This window comes from Nocardia sp. NPDC056952, from assembly GCF_042674185.1.
Lineage (GTDB): Bacteria > Actinomycetota > Actinomycetes > Mycobacteriales > Mycobacteriaceae > Nocardia.
Genome location: NZ_JBHURA010000001.1, coordinates 1,343,171 through 1,362,945 on the forward strand (window position 1 = coordinate 1,343,171; position 19,775 = coordinate 1,362,945).

The 19,775-nt window shown below is 66.4% G+C and carries 18 protein-coding genes and 1 pseudogene; 9 read left to right on the plus strand and 10 right to left on the minus strand.

Annotated elements, in window-relative coordinates; translation table 11 throughout:
- Positions 1-3: 3 nt before the first annotated feature.
- From ACFTS5_RS06100 to ACFTS5_RS06125, 6 genes are all read right to left on the minus strand, one after another.
- Positions 4-1,521, minus strand: coding sequence for an FAD-dependent monooxygenase (locus tag ACFTS5_RS06100; RefSeq protein WP_378627870.1), 1,518 nt, complete (start codon positions 1,519-1,521; stop codon positions 4-6).
- On the minus strand, positions 1,518-2,216 hold the full coding sequence (locus ACFTS5_RS06105) for a hypothetical protein (protein WP_378627872.1): 699 nt from the start codon (positions 2,214-2,216) through the stop codon (positions 1,518-1,520). The genes ACFTS5_RS06100 and ACFTS5_RS06105 overlap by 4 nt, the downstream gene beginning before the upstream one ends.
- Before the next feature lie 78 nt (positions 2,217-2,294).
- Positions 2,295-3,221, minus strand: a complete 927-nt coding sequence (locus ACFTS5_RS06110; protein ID WP_378627874.1) for a VOC family protein — start codon at positions 3,219-3,221, stop codon at positions 2,295-2,297.
- An 8-nt stretch (positions 3,222-3,229) separates the two neighbouring features.
- The gene (locus tag ACFTS5_RS06115; RefSeq protein ID WP_378627876.1) at positions 3,230-4,102 is read right to left on the minus strand and encodes a fumarylacetoacetate hydrolase family protein; all 873 of its coding nucleotides are present in this window, start codon (positions 4,100-4,102) and stop codon (positions 3,230-3,232) included.
- 31 nt (positions 4,103-4,133) lie between these two features.
- The gene (locus tag ACFTS5_RS06120; RefSeq protein ID WP_378627878.1) at positions 4,134-5,705 is read right to left on the minus strand and encodes a bifunctional 3-(3-hydroxy-phenyl)propionate/3-hydroxycinnamic acid hydroxylase; all 1,572 of its coding nucleotides are present in this window, start codon (positions 5,703-5,705) and stop codon (positions 4,134-4,136) included.
- Positions 5,706-5,833: 128 nt separating this feature from the next.
- Positions 5,834-6,622: an IclR family transcriptional regulator gene (locus tag ACFTS5_RS06125; RefSeq protein ID WP_378627880.1), complete on the minus strand. Its 789-nt coding sequence runs from the start codon at positions 6,620-6,622 to the stop codon at positions 5,834-5,836.
- Between the two features lie 113 nt (positions 6,623-6,735).
- Here ACFTS5_RS06125 and ACFTS5_RS06130 point away from each other — a divergent pair, with 113 nt between their 5' ends.
- From ACFTS5_RS06130 to ACFTS5_RS06170, 9 genes are all read left to right on the plus strand, one after another.
- Positions 6,736-8,364: an FAD-dependent monooxygenase gene (locus tag ACFTS5_RS06130; RefSeq protein WP_378627883.1), complete on the plus strand. Its 1,629-nt coding sequence runs from the start codon at positions 6,736-6,738 to the stop codon at positions 8,362-8,364.
- Positions 8,357-9,286: a VOC family protein gene (locus tag ACFTS5_RS06135; protein WP_378627885.1), complete on the plus strand. Its 930-nt coding sequence runs from the start codon at positions 8,357-8,359 to the stop codon at positions 9,284-9,286. Before ACFTS5_RS06130 ends, ACFTS5_RS06135 begins: the two co-directional genes overlap by 8 nt.
- 3 nt (positions 9,287-9,289) lie before the next feature.
- A complete protein-coding gene (locus ACFTS5_RS06140; protein ID WP_378627887.1) occupies positions 9,290-10,141 on the plus strand; it encodes a fumarylacetoacetate hydrolase family protein in 852 nt (283 codons plus the stop codon).
- Entirely contained in the window at positions 10,138-11,100 is a 963-nt protein-coding gene (locus tag ACFTS5_RS06145) for a TAXI family TRAP transporter solute-binding subunit (protein WP_378627890.1), read from the plus strand. Before ACFTS5_RS06140 ends, ACFTS5_RS06145 begins: the two co-directional genes overlap by 4 nt.
- Positions 11,101-11,137: 37 nt before the next feature.
- The gene (locus tag ACFTS5_RS06150) at positions 11,138-12,124 is read left to right on the plus strand and encodes a hypothetical protein (protein ID WP_378627892.1); all 987 of its coding nucleotides are present in this window, start codon (positions 11,138-11,140) and stop codon (positions 12,122-12,124) included.
- The gene (locus ACFTS5_RS06155) at positions 12,121-13,221 is read left to right on the plus strand and encodes an alcohol dehydrogenase catalytic domain-containing protein (protein ID WP_378627894.1); all 1,101 of its coding nucleotides are present in this window, start codon (positions 12,121-12,123) and stop codon (positions 13,219-13,221) included. Before ACFTS5_RS06150 ends, ACFTS5_RS06155 begins: the two co-directional genes overlap by 4 nt.
- 20 nt (positions 13,222-13,241) lie before the next feature.
- Positions 13,242-13,892: an MBL fold metallo-hydrolase gene (locus tag ACFTS5_RS06160; RefSeq protein ID WP_378627896.1), complete on the plus strand. Its 651-nt coding sequence runs from the start codon at positions 13,242-13,244 to the stop codon at positions 13,890-13,892.
- A gap of 17 nt (positions 13,893-13,909) precedes the next feature.
- Positions 13,910-14,617 (plus strand): class II aldolase/adducin family protein, encoded by a 708-nt coding sequence (locus ACFTS5_RS06165; protein WP_378627897.1) that lies wholly within the window; start codon positions 13,910-13,912, stop codon positions 14,615-14,617.
- 83 nt (positions 14,618-14,700) lie between these two features.
- Positions 14,701-15,801: a methyltransferase gene (locus ACFTS5_RS06170; RefSeq protein WP_378627900.1), complete on the plus strand. Its 1,101-nt coding sequence runs from the start codon at positions 14,701-14,703 to the stop codon at positions 15,799-15,801.
- A gap of 58 nt (positions 15,802-15,859) precedes the next feature.
- On the opposite strand, the gene ACFTS5_RS06175 is transcribed toward ACFTS5_RS06170, so the two are convergent.
- From ACFTS5_RS06175 to ACFTS5_RS06190, 4 genes and pseudogenes are all read right to left on the minus strand, one after another.
- Entirely contained in the window at positions 15,860-16,681 is an 822-nt protein-coding gene (locus ACFTS5_RS06175) for a YceI family protein (protein ID WP_378627901.1), read from the minus strand.
- Positions 16,681-17,670, minus strand: coding sequence for a collagen binding domain-containing protein (locus ACFTS5_RS06180; RefSeq protein WP_378628353.1), 990 nt, complete (start codon positions 17,668-17,670; stop codon positions 16,681-16,683). Before ACFTS5_RS06180 ends, ACFTS5_RS06175 begins: the two co-directional genes overlap by 1 nt.
- 48 nt (positions 17,671-17,718) lie before the next feature.
- A pseudogene (locus ACFTS5_RS06185) lies at positions 17,719-19,230 on the minus strand (MDR family MFS transporter); the annotation flags it as partial.
- 37 nt (positions 19,231-19,267) lie between these two features.
- Positions 19,268-19,765: a MarR family winged helix-turn-helix transcriptional regulator gene (locus ACFTS5_RS06190; protein ID WP_378627904.1), complete on the minus strand. Its 498-nt coding sequence runs from the start codon at positions 19,763-19,765 to the stop codon at positions 19,268-19,270.
- Positions 19,766-19,775: the final 10 nt, after the last annotated feature.

Consider the following 19,775-nt stretch of genomic DNA (forward strand, 5'->3'; position numbering starts at 1 on the left):
TAACTAATTGGTGTGGCCGATTGCCCGGCGCAGGGCTTGTGCTGCGGTTCCGGGTGCTCCGGCGACCCAGGCGACGTGCTGATCCGGTCGAACCAGACTCAACTCGATGGGATGGGACAGCAGTTCCAGTGGGACTGAGGCTGCGGTGGCCGCGGCGGCGAATTCGGTGACGCGAGGATCGGTGAGGTCTCCGACGAGAGTGAAGCCGTGCCCGAGACGGTCGTAGAGCGACTCGCCCGGCGAGAGCCAGCGATGGGTGAGGCGGCCGCCGGTGCCTGCGGCGACGACCGGTGACCCGTCGTAGGTGTAGTCGAGAACCAGTCCGAGGCTGTGGAATTCCCCGTCCTTCGTGCGCTGGATCTGCTCGGCGATGTCGGGCCGGATCGTGTCGAACTGATCATCGACGAGGCGCTGGTCGGCCAGTTGCGACGGCAATGTCGCCATGTTGGTGGCGGCCTCGTCGATGGTGCGTGCGGCGATCGGTCGGCGTTCGCTCTCGTAGCTGGCCAACAGCGACCGTGGCGCCCAGCCGGCGACCACCGCCGCGAGTTTCCAGCCGAGGTTGATCGCGTCGCCGACCCCGGTGTTGAATCCGTGTCCGCCCCAGGGCGGGTTGAGGTGGGCCGCGTCACCGGCGAGGAACACCCGATCGGTGCAATACCGGTCGGCCAGCAGCATTTTCGCTTTCCACGGATCGGTCGCGACGATCTCGGCATCGATGGCCTCACCCACCAGCGCGTGCACGAGGGCGCGTGGATCCGCTTCACCGGCCTTCTGGTCGACGCCTTGCGCGATGCACCACCAGGTGTCCCGCAAATCGAGTCGCCCCATCACTCCGGGCCGGTCCGGTCGCACGATCCAGTAGTGCACCGCGGGGCCGTGCGGGACGCGGTCGGCGAGATCCGGTGCGCGGAAGACGATGTTGAAATTCGGTCGTTCATCGGCGGATCCGTCGTATCGAGCGCCGATGGCCTCGCGGACGGTGCTGTGGGCACCGTCGGCGCCGACGAGGAAGTCGCAGGTGATCCTGGTGAGGCTTCCGTCGCCATCGATGATCTGAGCATCGATGCCATCCGGGCGTTCGACGAAGGAATGCAGTGATCGACCGGTCCGCAACTCGGCGTATTCCGAGGTGGCGACCGCAGCCCGCAGCACTTGTTCGACGGCGGGCTGGGGTATCTGCTGGCCCGGTTCGGCCGCGCGATCAGAGCCACCGAGTTCGAGGCCGAAGCATTTGTCGAACCGGGTGATCTCCTTGCCCAGCAACGCTGTGGCGAAGACGGCTTGATCCGACCAGTCGACGGGCAGCCCGGCGCGGTCGCGGATGGTGTCGGCCAGTCCCCAGCGGCGGAACAGTTCCATCGTGCGAGCCGATGTCGTCTTGGCTCGCGGCCGCAGCCACGACACCTCGCTGCGCGGTTCGACGATCACCGAGCGCACCCCGTGATGCGCGAGTTCCAGACTGGTGGCGAGCCCGACGGGTCCGCCACCGCAGATGAGTACGGGAACGTAGTTCGTCATTTCGCCGGACTGGGTGCGGGCTGGTTGATGGTGGTGAAGTACTGGACTGCCGCCATGACCGCGACCGGTGCGGTGATCAACAGCTGACCGGCCACGGTGCCCAGCGCGCCGACCGCGAGGACGCCGCCGATGCAGCCCACGGCCGCCGCGGGAATGAACGGACCGAACAACCCGATGATGGTGGCCGAGGCGATGGTGGCGCCGGCGATCCCGCCGAGCACGCAACCCACTGCGGCCCCGCCGATTCCACCGACGACCGTGCCGACGCTGGCACCGAGGGTGATCGTGCTGGTGAGCCGCGACCATGCGGCTTGTTCGCGCTCGTACTGGGTGCGCCACGGGGCTTGGTCCTCGTACGGGAGGGCGACCGGCTTGTACACGGCGTGAGCCCGATCGAACTGAGGGGTCAGTGTTGCGGTTCGATCGTGCACCTGCGCGGCGATCGGGAAGACGAAATCATCGACGCGGAAAGACAGTTCGGTGCCTGCCACGACTGTGCCGTTGGCGGCGCGGAGGGTGAAGACGCCGTTGTCGACCGCCATGGAACCGGCATCGGTGCTGATCGTGGTGGAGTGCTCGTCGGTGCGGGCGGTGAATCCGACACCGTTGTCCTCGGGCGCGGCGTGCGCCGATGGGGCGATCACTGTCAGCAACGCGGTGGCCGCGAGTGTGGAGGCGGCGATGGTCTTCCTCATGGGGTTCCTTCGGGGTGGGATGATCGCGGTGCATCATTGCGCCGCAAGGGATCGGAAGTTGACAGCTGGCCGCGACGCTCAGGCGCCGGTCGAATGCGCGCCGGTCATGAGTGCGGCCAGGTCATCGGGTTCGAGAAACGATGCCGGTGGCGGTGGGCCCCAGGCGTACAGGCCCTGCAATCCTTCGAGGACCTGGGGCGACCACAGGTCGTCCTCGGGGATGGTGTCCATGTCGGAGTAGTACTCGGAGAAGTTTCCGGCCGGATCACGCAGGTACCAGAAGAAGTTCGCGCCGGCGAAATGGCGTCCGAGTCCCCAGGTGTGCCGTTCCGGATGGTCTTCGAGCATGCGGTGCGCGCCACGGCCGACCTCGTCGACATCGTCGACTTGCCAGCTGGTGTGGTGCATGAAGTTGACCGGCGCGGCCATCACCAGCACGTTGTGGTGTTCGACCGAGCAGCGCAGGAACGCCGCCTTGTCGCCCATGTAGTCACTGATCTTGAACCCGAGGCCTTCGGTGAAGAAGCCGCGGGTGGTGTGCAGATCCGTACTGCCGATGACGATATGTCCGAGCTTGCGCGGTCGAACCCGGCCGCCGCGTTCGAGGAAAGGTGCTCTGCCCCAGCGGTCGATGCGATCCGGGCCGTTGTACGCCGTTCTGGCTACCGCAGGCTCGATGCGGATGCGGGGGCGCACGGAAACGATGACCGGGGTTCCGGTGACAGGTTCGATGGCGCGCACCGATTCGGCGGTTGCCTGATTCGGCACTCCGTGCGCGGTCAAGCGCTGTGCGGTGGCGGCGATGTCGTCAGGATCGTCCGCGGCGACGGTCAGTTCGAGTAGCCGTCTGGTGGGCGCGTGGGAGATACGGAGTTGTTCACCGCCGTTGCGGGTGGCGAATCGGCCGTGGCCGAGGTGTTCCAAACCGAATTCGGTGTAGTAGGAGATGGTTTCGGCGACATTGGGAACGCCGATGCTCGCTGCGGCGAGACCGTGCAGTGCCATGGGTGCTCCTACTCCGACGCGCTGTTCTGGAAGAGCTGGTGCAGTTCGCCGATGCCTTCGATGCGGCTGTCGAGCCGTTGACCCGGCTGGATGAAGCGCTGCGGATCGCGGCCGACGCCGACTCCGGCCGGGGTGCCGGTGAAGATGACATCGCCGGGGAACAGCGTCACCGTGCGCGACAGGGTCGCGACGAGATCGGAGACGCTGAAGATCAGGTCGCGGGTACGGCCCTTCTGCAGTTCCTCGCCGTCGAGACAGCACTGCAGTTCGAGGTCGTCGGGGTTGTCGAACTCGTCGGGGGTCACCAGCCACGGGCCCTGCGGGGAGAACCCGGGGAACGACTTTGCGAGCCCGAATTGCGGTGCGGGGCCGCGCAACTGGGAAACGCGCTCGGAGATGTCCTGTCCGGCGGTGAGGCCCGCGATGTGCTCCCACGCTGCCGCCGGGTCGATGTGGTGGGCCGACCGGCCGATGACGATGACGAGTTCGATCTCCCAGTCGATATTTCCGCCGGCGGGCAGCGTGACGGTGGAGTCGGGGCCGGTGAAGCTCGAGGAATACTTGGTGAACACCGGAGGCAGATCGGTCGGTGCCTCGAACCCGGACTCGGCCGCGTGTGCCCGGTAGTTGAGGCCGACGGCGAAGACCTGACGTGGGCAGGGGGAGGGGGCGCCGAGGTGTTCGCGCTGGACTCCGACCTCGTCGGACGAGAGTTCGACGCGGCCACGCGCCCAGTCGGTGAACGCGTCCCACTGCTCGTAGACGGCCGGAAGGGCGGGGCCGAAGCGGCCCTGGGACGCGGTCGCGATGTCGACGGCCTGCTCGTAGCCTTCGGTGCCGACGATGAGCGCCGCCCGGTTTCGATAATTGGCGATACGCATACGGGGTGTGTCTCCTCTGTGTTGGGTTCGGTCAGCCGACGTGCGCGGTGACACGCAGGCTCGTGCGGTAGTGCGACACCATCTGTGCGATCTCGTCGAGATCGGTGACGGTGGCGAAGATGTAGTGGTCGGGGCGGGCCAGCACAGCCCTGATGTGGTGATCGGAGAACCATCGGGCCCACCCGCCGTCGAAGTCGCGCAGATCAGCGGTGGCGCCGGCACCGATACTGAAAGCTCGTGTCTCGCTGTCGGCGAGCTGACGCGTCGACTCGGCTCCGAGCAGATCGTGAGCGGAAGCGTCACCGTGAATCAGCAGGACCGCGCCGGAACCGGTGGCGTCGTCGAGAAGCTGTGGCAGGCAATCGTGTTCGATCGCCAGTTGAGGAAGCAACGTCCCACGCAGTCCCGCGGGATCCAGCGTTTGCGCGATGACTCCGGGACCGAGGATCGGCTGCGCGGTTACCGGCAGCACGACGGCGGGATTCGCGAGGCCGGCGATCATCCGCGCGTCACGCTCCTCGGCATGGCTCTCATCGAGCACGCAGATCACCTTGCCCAGCTCCACCGACATCGAGATCGCGTGTTGCAGATGGGTTTTGCGTTCGTCTGTGTAGGTGTCGAGCAACGACAGCTCGGAGACACCGCGCAGTACCCGGTCGAGTTTCCAGCTCAGATTGGCCGCGTCGCGGATTCCCGAACACATGCCCTGGCCCGCGAACGGCGGCATCAGGTGGGCGGCGTCGCCGGCGATGAGGACTTGTCCCCGCGACCACCGCTGCGCCCACCTGGCGCTGAAGGTGTAGACGCAGTGGCGTTCGAGTTCGGTGTTCGCCGGTGTGCGGCCCCACGGTCGCAGCAGTCGCCACACGGATTCGGTGGTATCGAGTTGTTCGGTGGGTTCGCCGGGCAACCGCATGAATTCCCACCGTCGTCGGCCGGGCCCACCGGACACGATGGTCGTCGGCCGGGCCGGATCGCACAACTGCCAGTTCTGCGGTGACCAATCCCGATCGTCGAGTGGCACCGTATCGACGATGAGCCAGTCGAAGTAGAACCCGAGATCGACGACCTCGGTATCGAGATGTCCGCGGACCGTGCTGTTGGCGCCGTCGCAGCCGAGGACGAATCGAGTGGTGATCGACGTCCCGTCGTCGAGGGCGACAGTCGCACCGACGTCGTGTTGAACGATTTCGAGGACTTCGGCGCCGCGCCGAATCGTGACCTCGTCCATCGTCTCGACCGCGGTGGCGAGGACGTGTTCCAGCTGTGGCTGGGAGAAGAAGTTCGCGACCGGCCATCCGTTGGGACCGAGTCCGGACCAGTCGATGCTCACGAGTACGTCATCGGCGCGGTTACGCCACTCATAGCAATCGGGCACCGGTTCCGAGATCGCTCGCACGGCGTCGGTGAGCCCCATGGACTGGAACACTCGGCCGATCTCGTCGTCGAAATGGACTGCCCGGGGCAGCGGATACGGCTGTGTCCATCGCTCGATGACCAGCACGTTGTGGCCGTAGCGGCCGAGCATTCGGGCTGCTGCCAAGCCCACCGGCCCAGCGCCCACAATCACGACGTCGTGGGTGGGCTCTTGATTCGGCCCCATTGCCTGCACCTACTCCCTGACTGAGGTCTGGATCACAGTCACAGTAGGGAGGTGTCCTACATCGCAAAAGCAATGTCCTGTATATCGAGACAGATATCAGGCTGAGCAGGGAGTTTACTCGGGCGAGGTCAGGCGTCGCGGAGTTCGAGCTGGTGAGAGATCGCCGCGGCCGCGTCGCGGACGGCGGCCTCGACGTTCTTCAATTCCGCGCGGGGGACCCTGGTGGCGAGGGCGGCGATGCTGATCGCCGCGCACACCGAACCGGACGCGTCGCGGATAGGGGCGGCCACGCCGAGGATGTGGTCGTCGAGTTCTCCTTGGGAGATCGCCACGCCGCGCCTGCGGATGTGCACCAGGCGCGCGCGCAGGGCGTCGGGATCGGTCAGGGTCTTGGCGGTGAATCGCTCGAGCGGAGCTTGGTTGAGGACGGAGTTGACCTCGGCGGGATCGGCCCAGGCCAACAGGACCTCCGCGGCAGCGCCGGCGTTGATCGGCAGAACGTGACCGCGTTCGTAGGAAAGCCGCACCGTGTGTTGCGGCTCGACCAGATCGAGGCAGACAACCGAACGTCCGGAGCGCCGCGTCAGCAGCACTGTCTCGTTGACCGTGGCCGCCAGCGCGCGCATCGGCGGCATCGCGACATCGGTGAGCCCGAGACCGGCGCGGGCCAGGCGCGAGAGTTCGAAGATTCGGGGACCGAGGCGGAAGCCGTTGGTCGCTTCCTCGATGAATCCGGTATTGACCAGGCTCTGGATGTAGCGGTAGCCGGTCGATCGGGCCACGCCCAGTTGCTCGCCGATCTCGGCGCCGGTCCACACCGGCTTGTCGGCGGTGAACAGCAACAAGATGTCCAGCGCGCGGTCGGCAGTGGAATTGCGCTCGCGATATGCGCCCGGGGCGCGGGTTCGTCCAGTCATGAACACACAGTAGAACGCCGATCGAGTCCTGTAAATCAGGACAGTGCTTACGAAAAGCAGGACAACGCTCCTACTGTGGCGAGCATGACATCACCGTCGATGAGGCTCACACGATGACGCCGATCAAGCCGCACTGCGACGTCGAAGTCGTGGTCTGCGGAGCCGGTCCGGTGGGCTTGACCGCCGCTGCGTTGCTTGCGGCTCGAGGTATCGAAGTCGTGGTCCTGGAGCAGAACGCCTCGACCAGTGACGAGCCGAAGGCGATCAGCATCGACGACGAAGCCCTGCGGGTATTCCAGCAGGCGGGCATCGTCGATCAGATCATGCCGGTTCTCGTGCCCGGCACCGGAACCCGCTACTACGACCGCGCGGGCACGCCGCTGTTCCACGCCAAAGGTCCCCAACCCTTCCGGTTGGGGTTTCCCTTCAAGAACCCCTTCGCGCAGCCGGACCTCGAGCGCGTGCTCGCCGATGCCGTGACGCGGGCGCCGAATGTCACGGTGCGCTTCGGGAACCGAGTCAGCGGTTTCGACCAGCATCCCGACCATGTGAGCGTGCACGTCGAGACCGCGACGGGTGCCTCGACCGTCACGGCCCGGTATGTCCTGGGCTGCGATGGCGGACGCTCGGCAACTCGGCTGCTGCAGGACATCGACATGACCGGTCGTAGTCACGACCAGGTGTGGCTGGTCGCCGACACCGTCGAGGATCCGCACACCGAGCGCTTCGCGATGCATCACGGTGACCCGGACCGACCGCACGTGATCGTGCCCGGTCTGCACGGTCGCTGCCGCTACGAGTTCCGCCTCTTCGACGGTGAGGGTGACCCCCAGCAACCGCCCGACTTCGAGCTGATCCGCAAGCTCGTCTCGCGCTATCGGGTCCTCGAACCGCACCAGGTCGAACGGGCGGTCAACTACCGGTTCAACGCCGTGGTCGCCGACGAATGGATGATCGGGCGCAGCTTCTTACTCGGCGACGCCGCCCATATGATGCCGCCGTTCGCCGGGCAGGGCCTGAACTCGGGCATCCGTGACGCAGCCAATCTGTGCTGGAAGATCGCTGATGTCCTCGCCGGGATTCTCGACGCCGACGTTCTCGCCAGCTATCAGCGCGAGCGGTTTCCGCATGCGTTGGCCACGGTTCGGATGTCGGAACGACTGGGCCGTGTCGTCATGACCACCTCGCCGAGCATGGCGGCGCGTCGCGATCGCCGGGTCGCCGCAGCGTTGGCCACCGAGGACGGGCGCGCCTATCTGGAACAGATGCGATACCGCCCGCCCCAGCACTACACCGACGGGCTCGTCGTTCCCGGTGACCTGCCCGCCCACGTCGGTGTTCCTCTCGGTCAACCACTCGTTTTCGATACCGCCACCCACTCGGTGTGCCGATTGGACCGAGCACTCGGTACCGGGTGGTCGCTGATCGGCATCGATGTCGGCGACGAGCACTGGCAGGGCGTGGAAACGATCCTCACTGCCTTCGACGCGACAGCCGCTCAGCTCATGCTGGCAGACCACATGCCCGGGAGCGGACGCCGCGCCCTCATCGATGTCGATCATGCGCTGAACAGTGAGTTCATCGCCTACACAGGCCGATTCGTGCTGTTGCGACCAGATCACTTCGTCGCCGCCGCATGGACGCCCGACCATACCGAAGACGTCATCGACCGGGTCCTGTCCTGGACACCCGGCGCAGTCGTCCACAACACGCCTCGACAAGGAGCAGTCAGCCATGGATAAACCGCAACGGATCGTTCTGCAGGAGCGAGATGCCGCCGGGACGCTGACCCGAACAGCGGTGTCGCACATCGGCTTCGCCGTCCCCGACGTCGCCGCCGCGGCACAGTTCTACGGCAGAGTCCTCGGTCTGGTCGTCCACGACGAGCTGCCAGACGGCGGCCTTCGTCTCGGCTGGGGCACCGGCCACCATGTGCTCGATCTGATAGAAGGCGCGAAAGGTCTGCGCCACTATGGATTCGAGGTCCGCGACGACGGCGGGGTGGATGGCATCGCCGAACGGCTCGCCGCCGCCGGACACACCGTCGGTCTGCTCGACGCATCGTATGTCGATTCCGCGGTCGGTGACTGTCGAGCCATCACGACCACCGATCCGCACGGCACCGAGGTCCACTTCCACGGCGCGGTGCAGCGACAGGGTGAGAACGCCGCGGACACCGGCCGACGGCCGATCAAGTATCAGCACATCACCCTCGGCACCGACAGCGTGGAGGCCATGGTCGCGTTCTTCGTCGATACCGTCGGGTTCCGCATCTCCGATCAGCTCGAGGACGGGCGCTTCGCCTGGCTGCGCTCCGACCGCGATCACCACACCCTCGCGGTGGTCGATATCGGGCGCGGCGGCGACATCGACCACTACTCCTACGACCTCGCCGAGTGGGAGGACTTCAAAGCCTGGTGCGACCGGCTCACCGACGAGAACGTCGAGGTGACCTGGGGGCCCGGCCGACACGGCCCCGGAAACAACCTGTTCGTCTTCTTCGACGACCCGGCGGGAAACCACATCGAGCTGTCGGCGGAGATGGAGAAATTCCACGACGACCGCGTGACCTACGTACCGCGCCGGTGGCGCCCGATCCCCAACACTGTGAACCTGTGGGGCGGCCAGCTCGCCTCCTGGCGCAAGACCAGCGAAGGGAACTGACCGATGGCCTACACCACCTACGTCCACGACGGCATCGTGCGCGTCGGCGAAATCGAAGGAACCGCCGTCGTGCCGTTGGCCGGGTTCACCGAACTCGGTGCTACCACCACCGTCGACGACCTGCGCGGCGCGGCGCGCGTCACCGAAGCGAAAGTCCCGCTCCGCGAGGTACGGCTGCTGCCCGTGGTCCCCAGGCCCGCCAAGGTGTTCTGCGTCGGGCTGAACTACCACGCGCACGTCACCGAGACCCACCGCGAACTACCGACCTATCCGGTCCTGTTTCCCAAATACGCCGACAGCCTGCTCGGTGCCTACGACGACATCGTCTTGCCCCCGGAAGCGACGCAGGTGGACTACGAAGGAGAGCTCGCCGTCGTCATCGGCCGGTCAGGACGCCGGATCCCGGAGAGCCGGGCCCTCGACCATGTCCTCGGCTATACAGTGGCCAACGACATCACTATGCGCGATTACCAGTACAAAACCCATCAGTGGGTTCAGGGAAAGGCCTGGGACGCGAGCACGCCGCTCGGCCCCTACCTCGTCACACCCGAGGAAGTCGATATCTCCACCGCGGGGATCCGGACAATCCTCAACGGCGAGACGGTGCAGGAATCGGATCTGTCGAAATTGATCTTCTCGATCCCCCGGCTGATCGCCACGATCTCCACCTTCACCAGGCTCGATCCCGGTGACGTGATCCTCACCGGCACACCGGGCGGTGTCGGCTATCGACGCGACCCCCAGGTATTCCTGCGCGACGGCGACCGGATCAGCGTGGAGATCGACGGCGTCGGCGCCGTGCACAACGTAGTCCGCGATGCCGCGGCCGATTCGAACCAGGAGCAACACCGATGACCACTGCACGGCCCGCGCAACCCTCGATCGCCCGCACTCACACCCTGCGCATGCAAGGCGACTGGGGTGCGGCCAATCTGCACCGGGTCTGCGGGTGGGTAGGCCAGGAACTCACCGCCCGCAGCGGACCGGGAACGCGGTTCGCCATCTGGAACGGACGCGGTTTCGTCGACGGTGTCCATGCGGTGGTACGGGGAGAAGTCGATGTCGCGATGGTGACGCCGGCAGCCTTCGTGACCGCGGCGCTGGACGGACGTGGGGTATACGAGGGCGAGGCGCATCCGCAGTTGCGGGCGCTGGGCACGGTGCCCCAGCGCGACCGGCTGGTCTTCGGCGTACACCGCTCACTCGGGATCACCACCTTCGAACAGTTGCGTGCCGCCGCACCGCAGTTGACCGTGGCGACCGCACCCGATGACGGCGTCAATCACGTGGGCATCGCCGCACACGCGCTACTGGAACGATCCAAGGTCGACATCGTCGGCTGGGGCGGCAGCTTCCTCTACGCCGAACAGCCCTTTCCCGCTTTCGATCATGTGCTGGCAGGTCGGGCGAACGCGATCGTGCAGGAGGCCGTCATGGTCGGGCCGTGGCAAGAGTTCGGCGGCGACTATCACTTCCTCGAGGTGGAACCGGCAGTGCTCGCTTCGCTGGACAACGACCTGGGCTGGCCGTCGGCGACGGTCGAGGACGGCTGGTTTCCCGGCGCACCGTCGTTTCGCACTCTCGACTTCTCGGATTTCCTGATGGTCACCTCGACCGAGCTGCCCGACGACATCGCCTACGCGATCGCCTGGATCCTGGGTGAGACCCGCGAGGTGATCGAGAGGCAGTACGCCCACCTGGCACCCGAACGCAGCCCCATCACCTACCCCCTCGACCCGGTGGTCATGGGGCGCACACCCATTCCCCTGCACCGCGGCGCGGCGCGCTACTACGACGCGCTGCCGACGAGCTGACCGCACCGTTCCCCACCCCGGAAACCGAGGAGTCCGCATGCATGTCATCGAAGACATCATGATCATGGGCGCAGCACAACCCCTGCGTAGCGTTCGCCGCGACGAACAGCTTCTGCTCGCGCCGCCGCACCCGGCCAAGGTCGCGCTCAAGTTGTGGAGCGAGCATCCTGCGCTGACTGTGGTGCACTTCCCGCAGGAGTACCGAGCACAACCGTTCGCGCCGCCGCGCGCGGTCTACGAAAGCGATCACCTGCGCGTGGAGTGGCAGACGATGGACAACCGTCAGCCCTTCTATCACCGCAACTGCGATGTCGACGAGATCTCCTATCAGGTCGGTGGCGAACGAACCCTGATGACCGAACAGGGCGTCATCGAACACCGTCCGGGCGAATTCTCGCGGATTCCGCGCGGCGTCGCCCACGACAATTATGGGCGCGGCGAAAGTCATCTGCTGTTCTACGTCCCGGCCCCGGTTCGGGAACTCACCGCCGGAATCCGGCAGTCGCAACCACTGTTTCCGCCGTTTCCCGGTTGGTCGCCGAGTCCGTGGAACGAGGCGATCACGCAGTGTATGGGCGCGCGCGGCCACGATGTCACCGTGTTTCCGATCGACGAGCAACTCCTGCTCGATCGGGTGCACGAGGAAACCGATCGCATGCAGGTCCTTCGAGGATCCGGATCCGGGGTGGACTGGCTCTACGGCAACGATCGGTTCAGGCTCGGGGTCGTTGCCTTCGGCACCGAGGGCGAGGCGCGTCGGTACCGGCGCAACCTCGACGCAGACGAGATCCACTACCAGATCAGCGGTACCCGCACTCTCATCTCGCAACGCGGAACGGTCGAACTGGGGCCTGGCGATTTCGTCAGAATTCCGCTCGGAATCGCGTACACGACGGTCAGCACCGGGGCGGGGGAGTACATCTCGCTGCTGTCGAGCACCGAACTGCCCCAGGTCGCGCAGACCGATCGAACCGCACAACCCCTCACCACCGGACAACCGGCCACCGCGAAGGACCACCGATGACCACCATGCTCGCCGCCCGTGCTCTCGCCGGTGATCGCGGACTCGCGCTCGAACGCATCCCCGTCCCCGAACCCGGGCCCTGGGACGTCGTCGTCGCTGTCGCCGCCGCCGGGCTCGCACCCGGCATGATGCACCTGCTGGCGCGGGGAGCATTCAAGCACCTGCCGACCACCCTCGGCCACGAAGCCGCGGGCACGATCGCCGCGGTCGGATCCTCTGTCAGCACTGTCGCGGTAGGTGACCGAGTGCGGATACACCCGAATCTCAACTGCCGAAACTGTGTGTACTGCCGGACCGATCGCGACATGATGTGCGCCCAGCAGGCCATGATCGGCCATGCCGCCTTCGCCGACGTGCCGATGCCGCTCTACGACGAATACCACGACGGCGGCCTCGCGGAGTTCGTGCGGGTCCCGCACTGGCTGATCGATCCGCTGCCCGACAACGTGAGCTTCGATGTGGGCGCCAAGGTCCACGATCTGGCCAACGCGATGCGGGCCTTGAAATGCGCTGATCTACCGGTGGGCGCCACCGTCGTCGTCACCGCGGCGACCGGAACCATGGGCACCGCCACGATCAAACTCGCCGAGCACCTGGGTATTTCGCGACTGATCCTCGTCGGTCGCAGCGCGGAACGGGTCAGCGAGGTGCGCGGGCTCGCCGGCGACGTGCCGACCGAGACTGTCGCACTGGAAGAACTCGACGCGGACTGGGCCGAGACCGGCCAACTGACCCGTCGGCTCCGCGAACTCGCACCCCGCGGAGCCGACGCGGTGATCGACTACATTCCCTCCGGGCCCGCGACCGGACAAGCCATGCTCGCACTGGCCACCGGCGCCGCCCTCGTGCACATGGGCGCCAACCCCGCCCCACTGCCGTTGAGCCCGGCCGCGATGATGATCAATTGCTGGAAGTTCGTCGGCACCCGTGCCTGCACCCGCAACGACGCACAGCAGGTGCTGTCGCTCCTGGCCGCCGGGCGTCTGGCCGCCGAAGAGTTGATCACCGACCGATTCGCCCTGTCGGACACACTCACCGCGATCGAGGCGATGCAACGCCGCAATCACTCGATGTGGATGAGCGTCGTCAAGCCATGACCAGCCACCAAGGATCTGCTGTGAACATCACCCACTACGGGCACGCCTGCGTCCTGATCGAGATCGCGGGCACCACCGCCGACCGCCGCGTGCTCATCGACCCCGGCACCTACTCGAACGGATTCGAAGAACTGCGCGACCTGGACCTGGTCCTGATCACCCACGCGCACCCCGACCATTTCGACATCGCAAGGACCACAGCCCTGCTGGACCGAAACCCCCAGGCGCGCATCGTTGTCGGCGCGGACGCGGCCGAGGCGCTCGATGGCTACGCCGCTGTCCGTGTGATCGCCGAACCCGGAGACGCGTTGACGGTCGGGGGAGTCGAACTTCAGGTAACCGGTGGCGAGCACGCCTGTATCCACCCTGAGCTACCGACCTCACGCAACAACGGCTATCTCGTCGAAGGCGCGGTCTTCCATCCCGGCGACGCGTTCGATCTGCCGCCTGCCCCGGTGGACACCTTGTTCGTGCCTGCCGGAGGCCCGTGGATGAAACTGCAAGAAGGTATCGACTTTCTCAGGGCCGTCGCGCCTCGCGTCGCCGTACCCATCCATCAGGCGGGACTGGCTCTCGCCCACCAGAACATGCACCACCACCTGCTGGCAACGCTGGCCCCCGTCGACACCGAGGTCGTCGTCCTCGTGCCCGCCGCCGCCCGCGCCCTGTAGAACCGTCAGGAGATTTCGTGACCGACCCTCGAACACACGTCGTGCAGGCGAGCCGTGTTCTCGCCGTTGCCGGTCTCGGCGACATGGTCTGGGGACACGCGTCGGTGCGTGACCCCGGCGGTCGGGGCGTGTGGATGAAAGCCTCCGGGTGGGGATTCGAGGAGATCGACACCGACAAAGTCGTGTTGGTCTCGCCCGAAGGCGAGGTGCTCGACGGCACCGGTCGACGCCACCTCGAATACCCCATCCACACCGCCATCATGGCGGCACGCCCCGACGTCGGCAGTGTCGTCCACACCCACGCGCCGACGCTGTCGGCATTCGCCTCACTCAACTGTGAGCTGCGTCCGATTTCCCACGACGGTGTCCTGTTCGCCAATTCGCGGCTGCCACGCTTCACCGAGACCGGCGCGCTCATCGACTCGACTCGACTGGGTCACGCGTTGGCGTGCACGCTCGGTGACGCCGATGCGGTCCTCATCCCCAACCACGGCGCGGTCACCGTCGGCCCCGACGTAGCCACCGCCGTCATGTACGCCGTCCTGCTCGAACGCGCCTGCCGAACCCAACTCATGTCGCTGTCGGCGGGTGGTCCCAAGACCTGGTCCAGTGAGTCCGAAACGGACTTCAAACGCGGCCAGGTCTGGGATCGGACCCAAGTGCTGGCCGGATGGAACTACCTGCTGCGCCGTGCCGAAAATGCCTCGGACCAGACTTCGACCTGACCCAGATTCCTGTATCCCGACGCGGGCGGTTCCCGTAAACTCCCTCGCGTACGTGCAGGTCAACCGGCCGACGATGGAGTCTCATGACGTCCACAGCACTGAAGAAGCCACCACCCACACCGGTTCTGCGAGCCATCGAGCGAGTGCGCGACGCGCTCTCGGCGCTGCATCGCCGACTGGTTCCCGGCCATATCGCGCTACTGGAACTACAGATCGCCGGATTCCTGTCGCAGGCGATCAGCGCCGCGGCCGAGCTGGGTATCGCCGACGAACTGGCCCGTGGGCGGCGCGGGGCCGCCGAGCTGGCCGCGGCGGTGGGCGCCGACGAGGACGGCGTGCGCAGGCTGATGCGTCTGCTGGTGAGTTTCGGGGTGTTCGCCCAGCATCGCGACGGTTCCTATGGCCTCACCAGGATGGGTGAGTCGCTGTGCTCCGACGGCGAGGTGACGCTGCGCGATACGTCCTTGTTCTTCGGTTCGCCGTATCACCGCAACCACTGGACCCACCTGACCGACGCGGTACGCACCGGCGAAGCCGTCGGCCCCGCTCTCGACGGTGCGAGCTTCTTCGAGTACGCCGCGACGCACCGCGAGATCGGCGACCTGTTCGACCGCGCGATGACCAGCATCTCCACGCTGTCCATCGAACCACTGCTGGCGGCTTACGATTTCGGCCAGTTCGGCACCTTGGTGGATGTCGGTGGCGGGCGCGGCAGCCTGCTGGTGGAGATCCTCGATCGCTACCCGGACGCGGAGGGCATCGTGTTCGACCTGCCCGACGTGGTCGCGAACCTGGACAGCGAACTCGCGGCGCACGGGCTGGCGGGGCGCTGCGCGGCGCGGGAGGGGTCGTTCTTCGACGAGGTTCCGGCAGGTGGTGACGTCTACCTGCTCAAACACATCCTGCACGACTGGTCCGACGCCAAGGCCGAGCAGATCCTGCGCACGATCCACGCCGCGATGGATCCGTCCGCCCGGCTGCTGGTGATCGAACTGGTGCTGCCCGATCATCAGCGTCCGCACCCGGGCAAGTTCATCGACCTGGAGATGCTGGTCAACACCGACGGCGGCCACGAACGCACCGAGGCACAGTTCCGCGAGCTGCTCGCGCGCGGCGGTTTCACGCTGCTGCGGACGGTTCCCACGGCCGCGCCGGACTGTGTGCTCGATGCCCGCCCGCGCTGATCGCGCCGGACTCGCTTTCTGGCTCGACAAGCCGCGGCGACAAGGTGTGAGTGCTCCGCTAGATTGCGGGTAGCTGCTCGCCCTGTACGACTTCGATGTCGAGTTCGATTTTGACGGTGGTGCCGACGGCGGCCACGCCCGTGCGCACGATCGCGTTGTAGTCGATCGCGAAATCGTTGCGGTGCAAGAGTGTTTCGGCGTGGAACGCGGCGCGTACGCCATCCCACGGATCGGGCCCGAACCCGCCGAAGGCCACCTCGAGGTCGACCGAGCGGCGCTGCCCGTGCATGGTCAGCTCACCCGGCATCACCCAGGTGTCACCCCCGGTACGGCGCAACCCGTGACCGGTGAAAGTGATCAGCGGATACCTGTCGACGTCCAAGAACTCCGGCGAGCGCAGGTGATTGTCACGCATCGAGATTCCGGTATCGATACCCGCTGCCTTGATCTCCGCATGCCCAGTGGATCGCTCGAACGACTCAGCGATATCGAGTCGCCCACTCACCTCGGCGAATCGGGCTTTGATACTCGCGATTCCCAGATGACGCGCGGTGGCGATCACCGTCGAATGTGCCGGATCGATCGTCCACGGCCCCGGTGGGGGCAACGCCACTGCCCCCACCGCCGGCACCAGCACCACCTCGCCGAGTACGCCCGTCCCCGTGGAAGAGATCTGCGCGATCCGTGCCACCGGCTCGAACCCGACAGCGGTGAGCACCGCGGTGTGGACACCCGCGGGCAGCGGTCCGGTGCTCACCGCTCCGGTTTCGTCGGCTACCGCACGGGCGATCTGGCTGCCCGTCATATCCGTCACCGTCAACACCGCGTCCGGCACCGGCCACCCCTCCGCGGTGCGAACCCGACCGGTCAACCCGCTCATCAACGATCCCCGAGCTCGTAGCCGAGCCGCACGTCGTAGGCGGCTTCGCCACCGGTCACGGTGACCTGCCCGGTCACCGGCGGATAACCACGGGCAACAACGGTGTATTGCCCTTCGGCGAGATCGGTCACGACATAGCGGCCGTTCTCGTCGGTGCGCGCCGATGCGGTTACCTCACCCGCGGCGTCGAGCACCGTGACCAGCACGTCCGGCACCGCCCGATCGCCGTCGGCCCGCGCCGATCCGGCGAGCACCGCCATCGCGGTCAACTCGATGTCGTGACGCATTACGCCACTGTCGGGCACCGTCAATGTGGTTGCGCTGGGACGCATGTGCTCAGCCGCCGCGACCAAGGTGTAGACACCCGACACCACGCCGTGGCACAGGTACGTGCCGTCACCGCCCGTGACAGCGGCCCCGACCACCTCACCGCGCATATCGGTCAAGGTGACGGTCGCGCCCGACAACGGCGAGCCGTGGGCAGCGGTACGGACGACACCCGACAGCTCACCGGAACCGACCAGGGTCAGATCCATCCGCTGGGTGCGCTGACCGACCGAGACATTGACCGCGGCAGGCTGGTGCCCCATCGCCGACACGATCAACACATGACCACCCGGCTCCGGCGCACTGATCGCATAGCCACCATCAGCGGCACTGCACGCCCGCGCGACCTGACGGCCGGTCTGATCGATCAACGTCAACACCGCACCCGGCAATGGCTGACCGTTCTCGCGGCGGACGTGTCCGTCCACCGCTCCACCGCCGATGTCCGAGCCGGACAAGTCGCCGGTGGACGGAGCGGATTGCGACGACGTGTCGACCTGGTAGGCCCGATGACCGTTCTGATCTACCGGCGCATGCCGTCCGGCCGAAGCAGTCGGCACCAGCTCTGATTCGGACAACACTCGCTCAGCGCCTTCCCAGAACGGGTCTTCTTCCCACCTCGACTCCGCGAGTACGGCCAATTCGGCATCCAGCGCTGCCATTCGGTCGGCTTCGGTCGGATTGTCCTGCGAGGCAGACTCTTTCGCGGTCGGGTCGAGGGCCGGATCGATATCGATTGTGCTGCGCAGCGGACGGTTGGGAAGCCACGCGGTCGCCAGGAGGGCGACGACCGCCGCCCCCGTGGCGATGAGGAAGATCCGGCCGGTCGCGTCACCGTAGGCGGCGCGCACGATCGTCGCTATCGGTGCGGGTAGGCCGTGCAGGTTCAGATTGCTGCCGCCGGAGGAACTGGTTGTCACACCGATCTTCGCGAAACCTTCTGTCGACAGCTCGCCCACCCGGGTAGCCAGGACCGATCCCAGCACCGAGACACCGATCGCGCCACCGAACGTGCGGAAGAACGCGACGCTGCTCGATGCGGCGCCGATATTGTGCACGCTCACGGTGTTCTGCACGGCCAGCACCAGGTTCTGCATCATCATGCCGACACCGAGCCCGACAACGGCGATGTAGGTGCCGACCAGCCACAGGTTGGTGGCGTGATCGATCGTCGAGAGCAGCCCGAACCCGACCACCAGCAGCGCACCGCCGGTGACGACGAACGCCTTCCACTTCCCGAACCGGGTGATCAGCTGTCCCGAACCGGTCGAGGCGACGAGCATGCCCGCGACCATCGGGATGGTCAGCACGCCGGCCACCGTCGGTGAGTATCCGCGCGCGGTCTGGAAGTACTGGCCGAGGAAGGTGGTCGCTCCGAACATGCCGATTCCGACCGCGATCGAGGCGATGATCGCCAGACCGGTGGTGCGCTCGGTGACGATCGAGAGCGGGATGATCGGTGACTTGGCTCGGGATTCGACCAGCAGGGTCGCGAGCAGCAGCACTACGCCCACGCCGACGTACAGGGCCGATTCGCGGGAGAACCACGCGTAGTAGTCCGCCTTCCCCGCGAACGACACCCAGATGAGCAGCACCGACACACCGGCCGTCATCAGGGCGGCACCGAGCCAGTCGATCGACACCCCGGCCTTGCGTTCGGTCGGCAGCCGCAGGGTCCGCTGCAGCAGCACCAGGGCGATCACGGCCAAGGGCACACAGACGAAGAAGCACCAGCGCCAGCCGAGCGGACTGTCGACGATGACACCGCCGAGGATGGGTCCGCCCGACATCGACACCGCCATCACAGCACCCATGTAGCCGGAATAGCGTCCGCGTTCACGCGGCGAGACGATGGAACCGATGATCGCGACGACGAGCGCGGTCAAGCCGCCCATGCCGATGCCCTGGATGACTCGTGCTGCCAGCAGCATGGGCACAGTGCCCGCGACACCCGCGATCACCGAACCGATGACGAAGATGACGATGGCCGACTGGACCAACAGCTTCTTGTTGAACAGATCGGCGAATTTGCCCCAGATCGGGGTGGACGCGGCGTTGGCCAGCAGTGCTGTGGTGATGACCCAGGCGTATGCGGTCTGCGACCCCTCCAGGTCGCCGATGATCGTGGGTAGCGCGGTCGCCACGATCGTGGTGCTGAGCAGTGCTGTGAACAGCGCCGCCAGCAGCCCGGTCATGGCTTCCAGGATTTGACGATGGGTCATCGCGACCGGGGCCCGCCGCGTCCCCGCCTCGACTGGATCAGACATCCGCTTCCTGACTTTCTGTCGAAACCGGCCGGCGCGCGCCCACCGCGGTGTGGGGCGCGACCGTGGCCAGTGAATTCCTGAGCTTGCGAACAACCGAGGTGGCCTGTTCGGCTTCTTCCTCGCTCCAATGGGTGAGAGCTGTCTGCAATCCCTGTGCCCGCGATAGTCGGACGCGCCCCAGCAGATCGCGTCCTTCGTCGGTGATCTGGATGAGGGTGGCCCGGCCGTCGTCGGGATCGGCGTGGCGGGCAATGTTGCCTGCGCGCACCAGCTCGGCAACATGCCTGCTCAGTGTCGACGGGCTGATACACAAGTCCACCGCGAGATCCACCTGCCGGCACGGACCCCTGGCCTCGAGCGAGCCCAGTACGCCGATACCGCCTGGAAGCAGGTCGCCTTCGTCGGGATGGGAGAGGGCAGCGCGGATGGTCCGGCCCATGAAATAGAGCTCTCTGATCAGGCTCTGAGCCGTATCGGGTGACACTGCCATGACTACTCCC

Bases quoted from the DNA above. Each gene is read 5' to 3' on its own strand.
- ACFTS5_RS06135 (WP_378627885.1), top strand. From the start codon at position 8,357: ATGGATAAACCGCAACGGATCGTTCTGCAGGAGCGAGATGCCGCCGGG.
- ACFTS5_RS06140 (WP_378627887.1), top strand. From the start codon at position 9,290: ATGGCCTACACCACCTACGTCCACGACGGCATCGTGCGCGTCGGCGAA.
- ACFTS5_RS06100 (WP_378627870.1), bottom strand. From the start codon at position 1,521: ATGACGAACTACGTTCCCGTACTCATCTGCGGTGGCGGACCCGTCGGG.
- ACFTS5_RS06105 (WP_378627872.1), bottom strand. From the start codon at position 2,216: ATGAGGAAGACCATCGCCGCCTCCACACTCGCGGCCACCGCGTTGCTG.
- ACFTS5_RS06125 (WP_378627880.1), bottom strand. From the start codon at position 6,622: ATGACTGGACGAACCCGCGCCCCGGGCGCATATCGCGAGCGCAATTCC.
- ACFTS5_RS06130 (WP_378627883.1), top strand. From the start codon at position 6,736: ATGACGCCGATCAAGCCGCACTGCGACGTCGAAGTCGTGGTCTGCGGA.
- ACFTS5_RS06115 (WP_378627876.1), bottom strand. From the start codon at position 4,102: ATGCGTATCGCCAATTATCGAAACCGGGCGGCGCTCATCGTCGGCACC.
- ACFTS5_RS06155 (WP_378627894.1), top strand. From the start codon at position 12,121: ATGACCACCATGCTCGCCGCCCGTGCTCTCGCCGGTGATCGCGGACTC.
- ACFTS5_RS06150 (WP_378627892.1), top strand. From the start codon at position 11,138: ATGCATGTCATCGAAGACATCATGATCATGGGCGCAGCACAACCCCTG.
- ACFTS5_RS06170 (WP_378627900.1), top strand. From the start codon at position 14,701: ATGACGTCCACAGCACTGAAGAAGCCACCACCCACACCGGTTCTGCGA.
- ACFTS5_RS06180 (WP_378628353.1), bottom strand. From the start codon at position 17,670: ATGGCAGCGCTGGATGCCGAATTGGCCGTACTCGCGGAGTCGAGGTGG.
- ACFTS5_RS06110 (WP_378627874.1), bottom strand. From the start codon at position 3,221: ATGGCACTGCACGGTCTCGCCGCAGCGAGCATCGGCGTTCCCAATGTC.
- ACFTS5_RS06145 (WP_378627890.1), top strand. From the start codon at position 10,138: ATGACCACTGCACGGCCCGCGCAACCCTCGATCGCCCGCACTCACACC.
- ACFTS5_RS06120 (WP_378627878.1), bottom strand. From the start codon at position 5,705: ATGGGGCCGAATCAAGAGCCCACCCACGACGTCGTGATTGTGGGCGCT.
- ACFTS5_RS06190 (WP_378627904.1), bottom strand. From the start codon at position 19,765: ATGGCAGTGTCACCCGATACGGCTCAGAGCCTGATCAGAGAGCTCTAT.
- ACFTS5_RS06175 (WP_378627901.1), bottom strand. From the start codon at position 16,681: ATGAGCGGGTTGACCGGTCGGGTTCGCACCGCGGAGGGGTGGCCGGTG.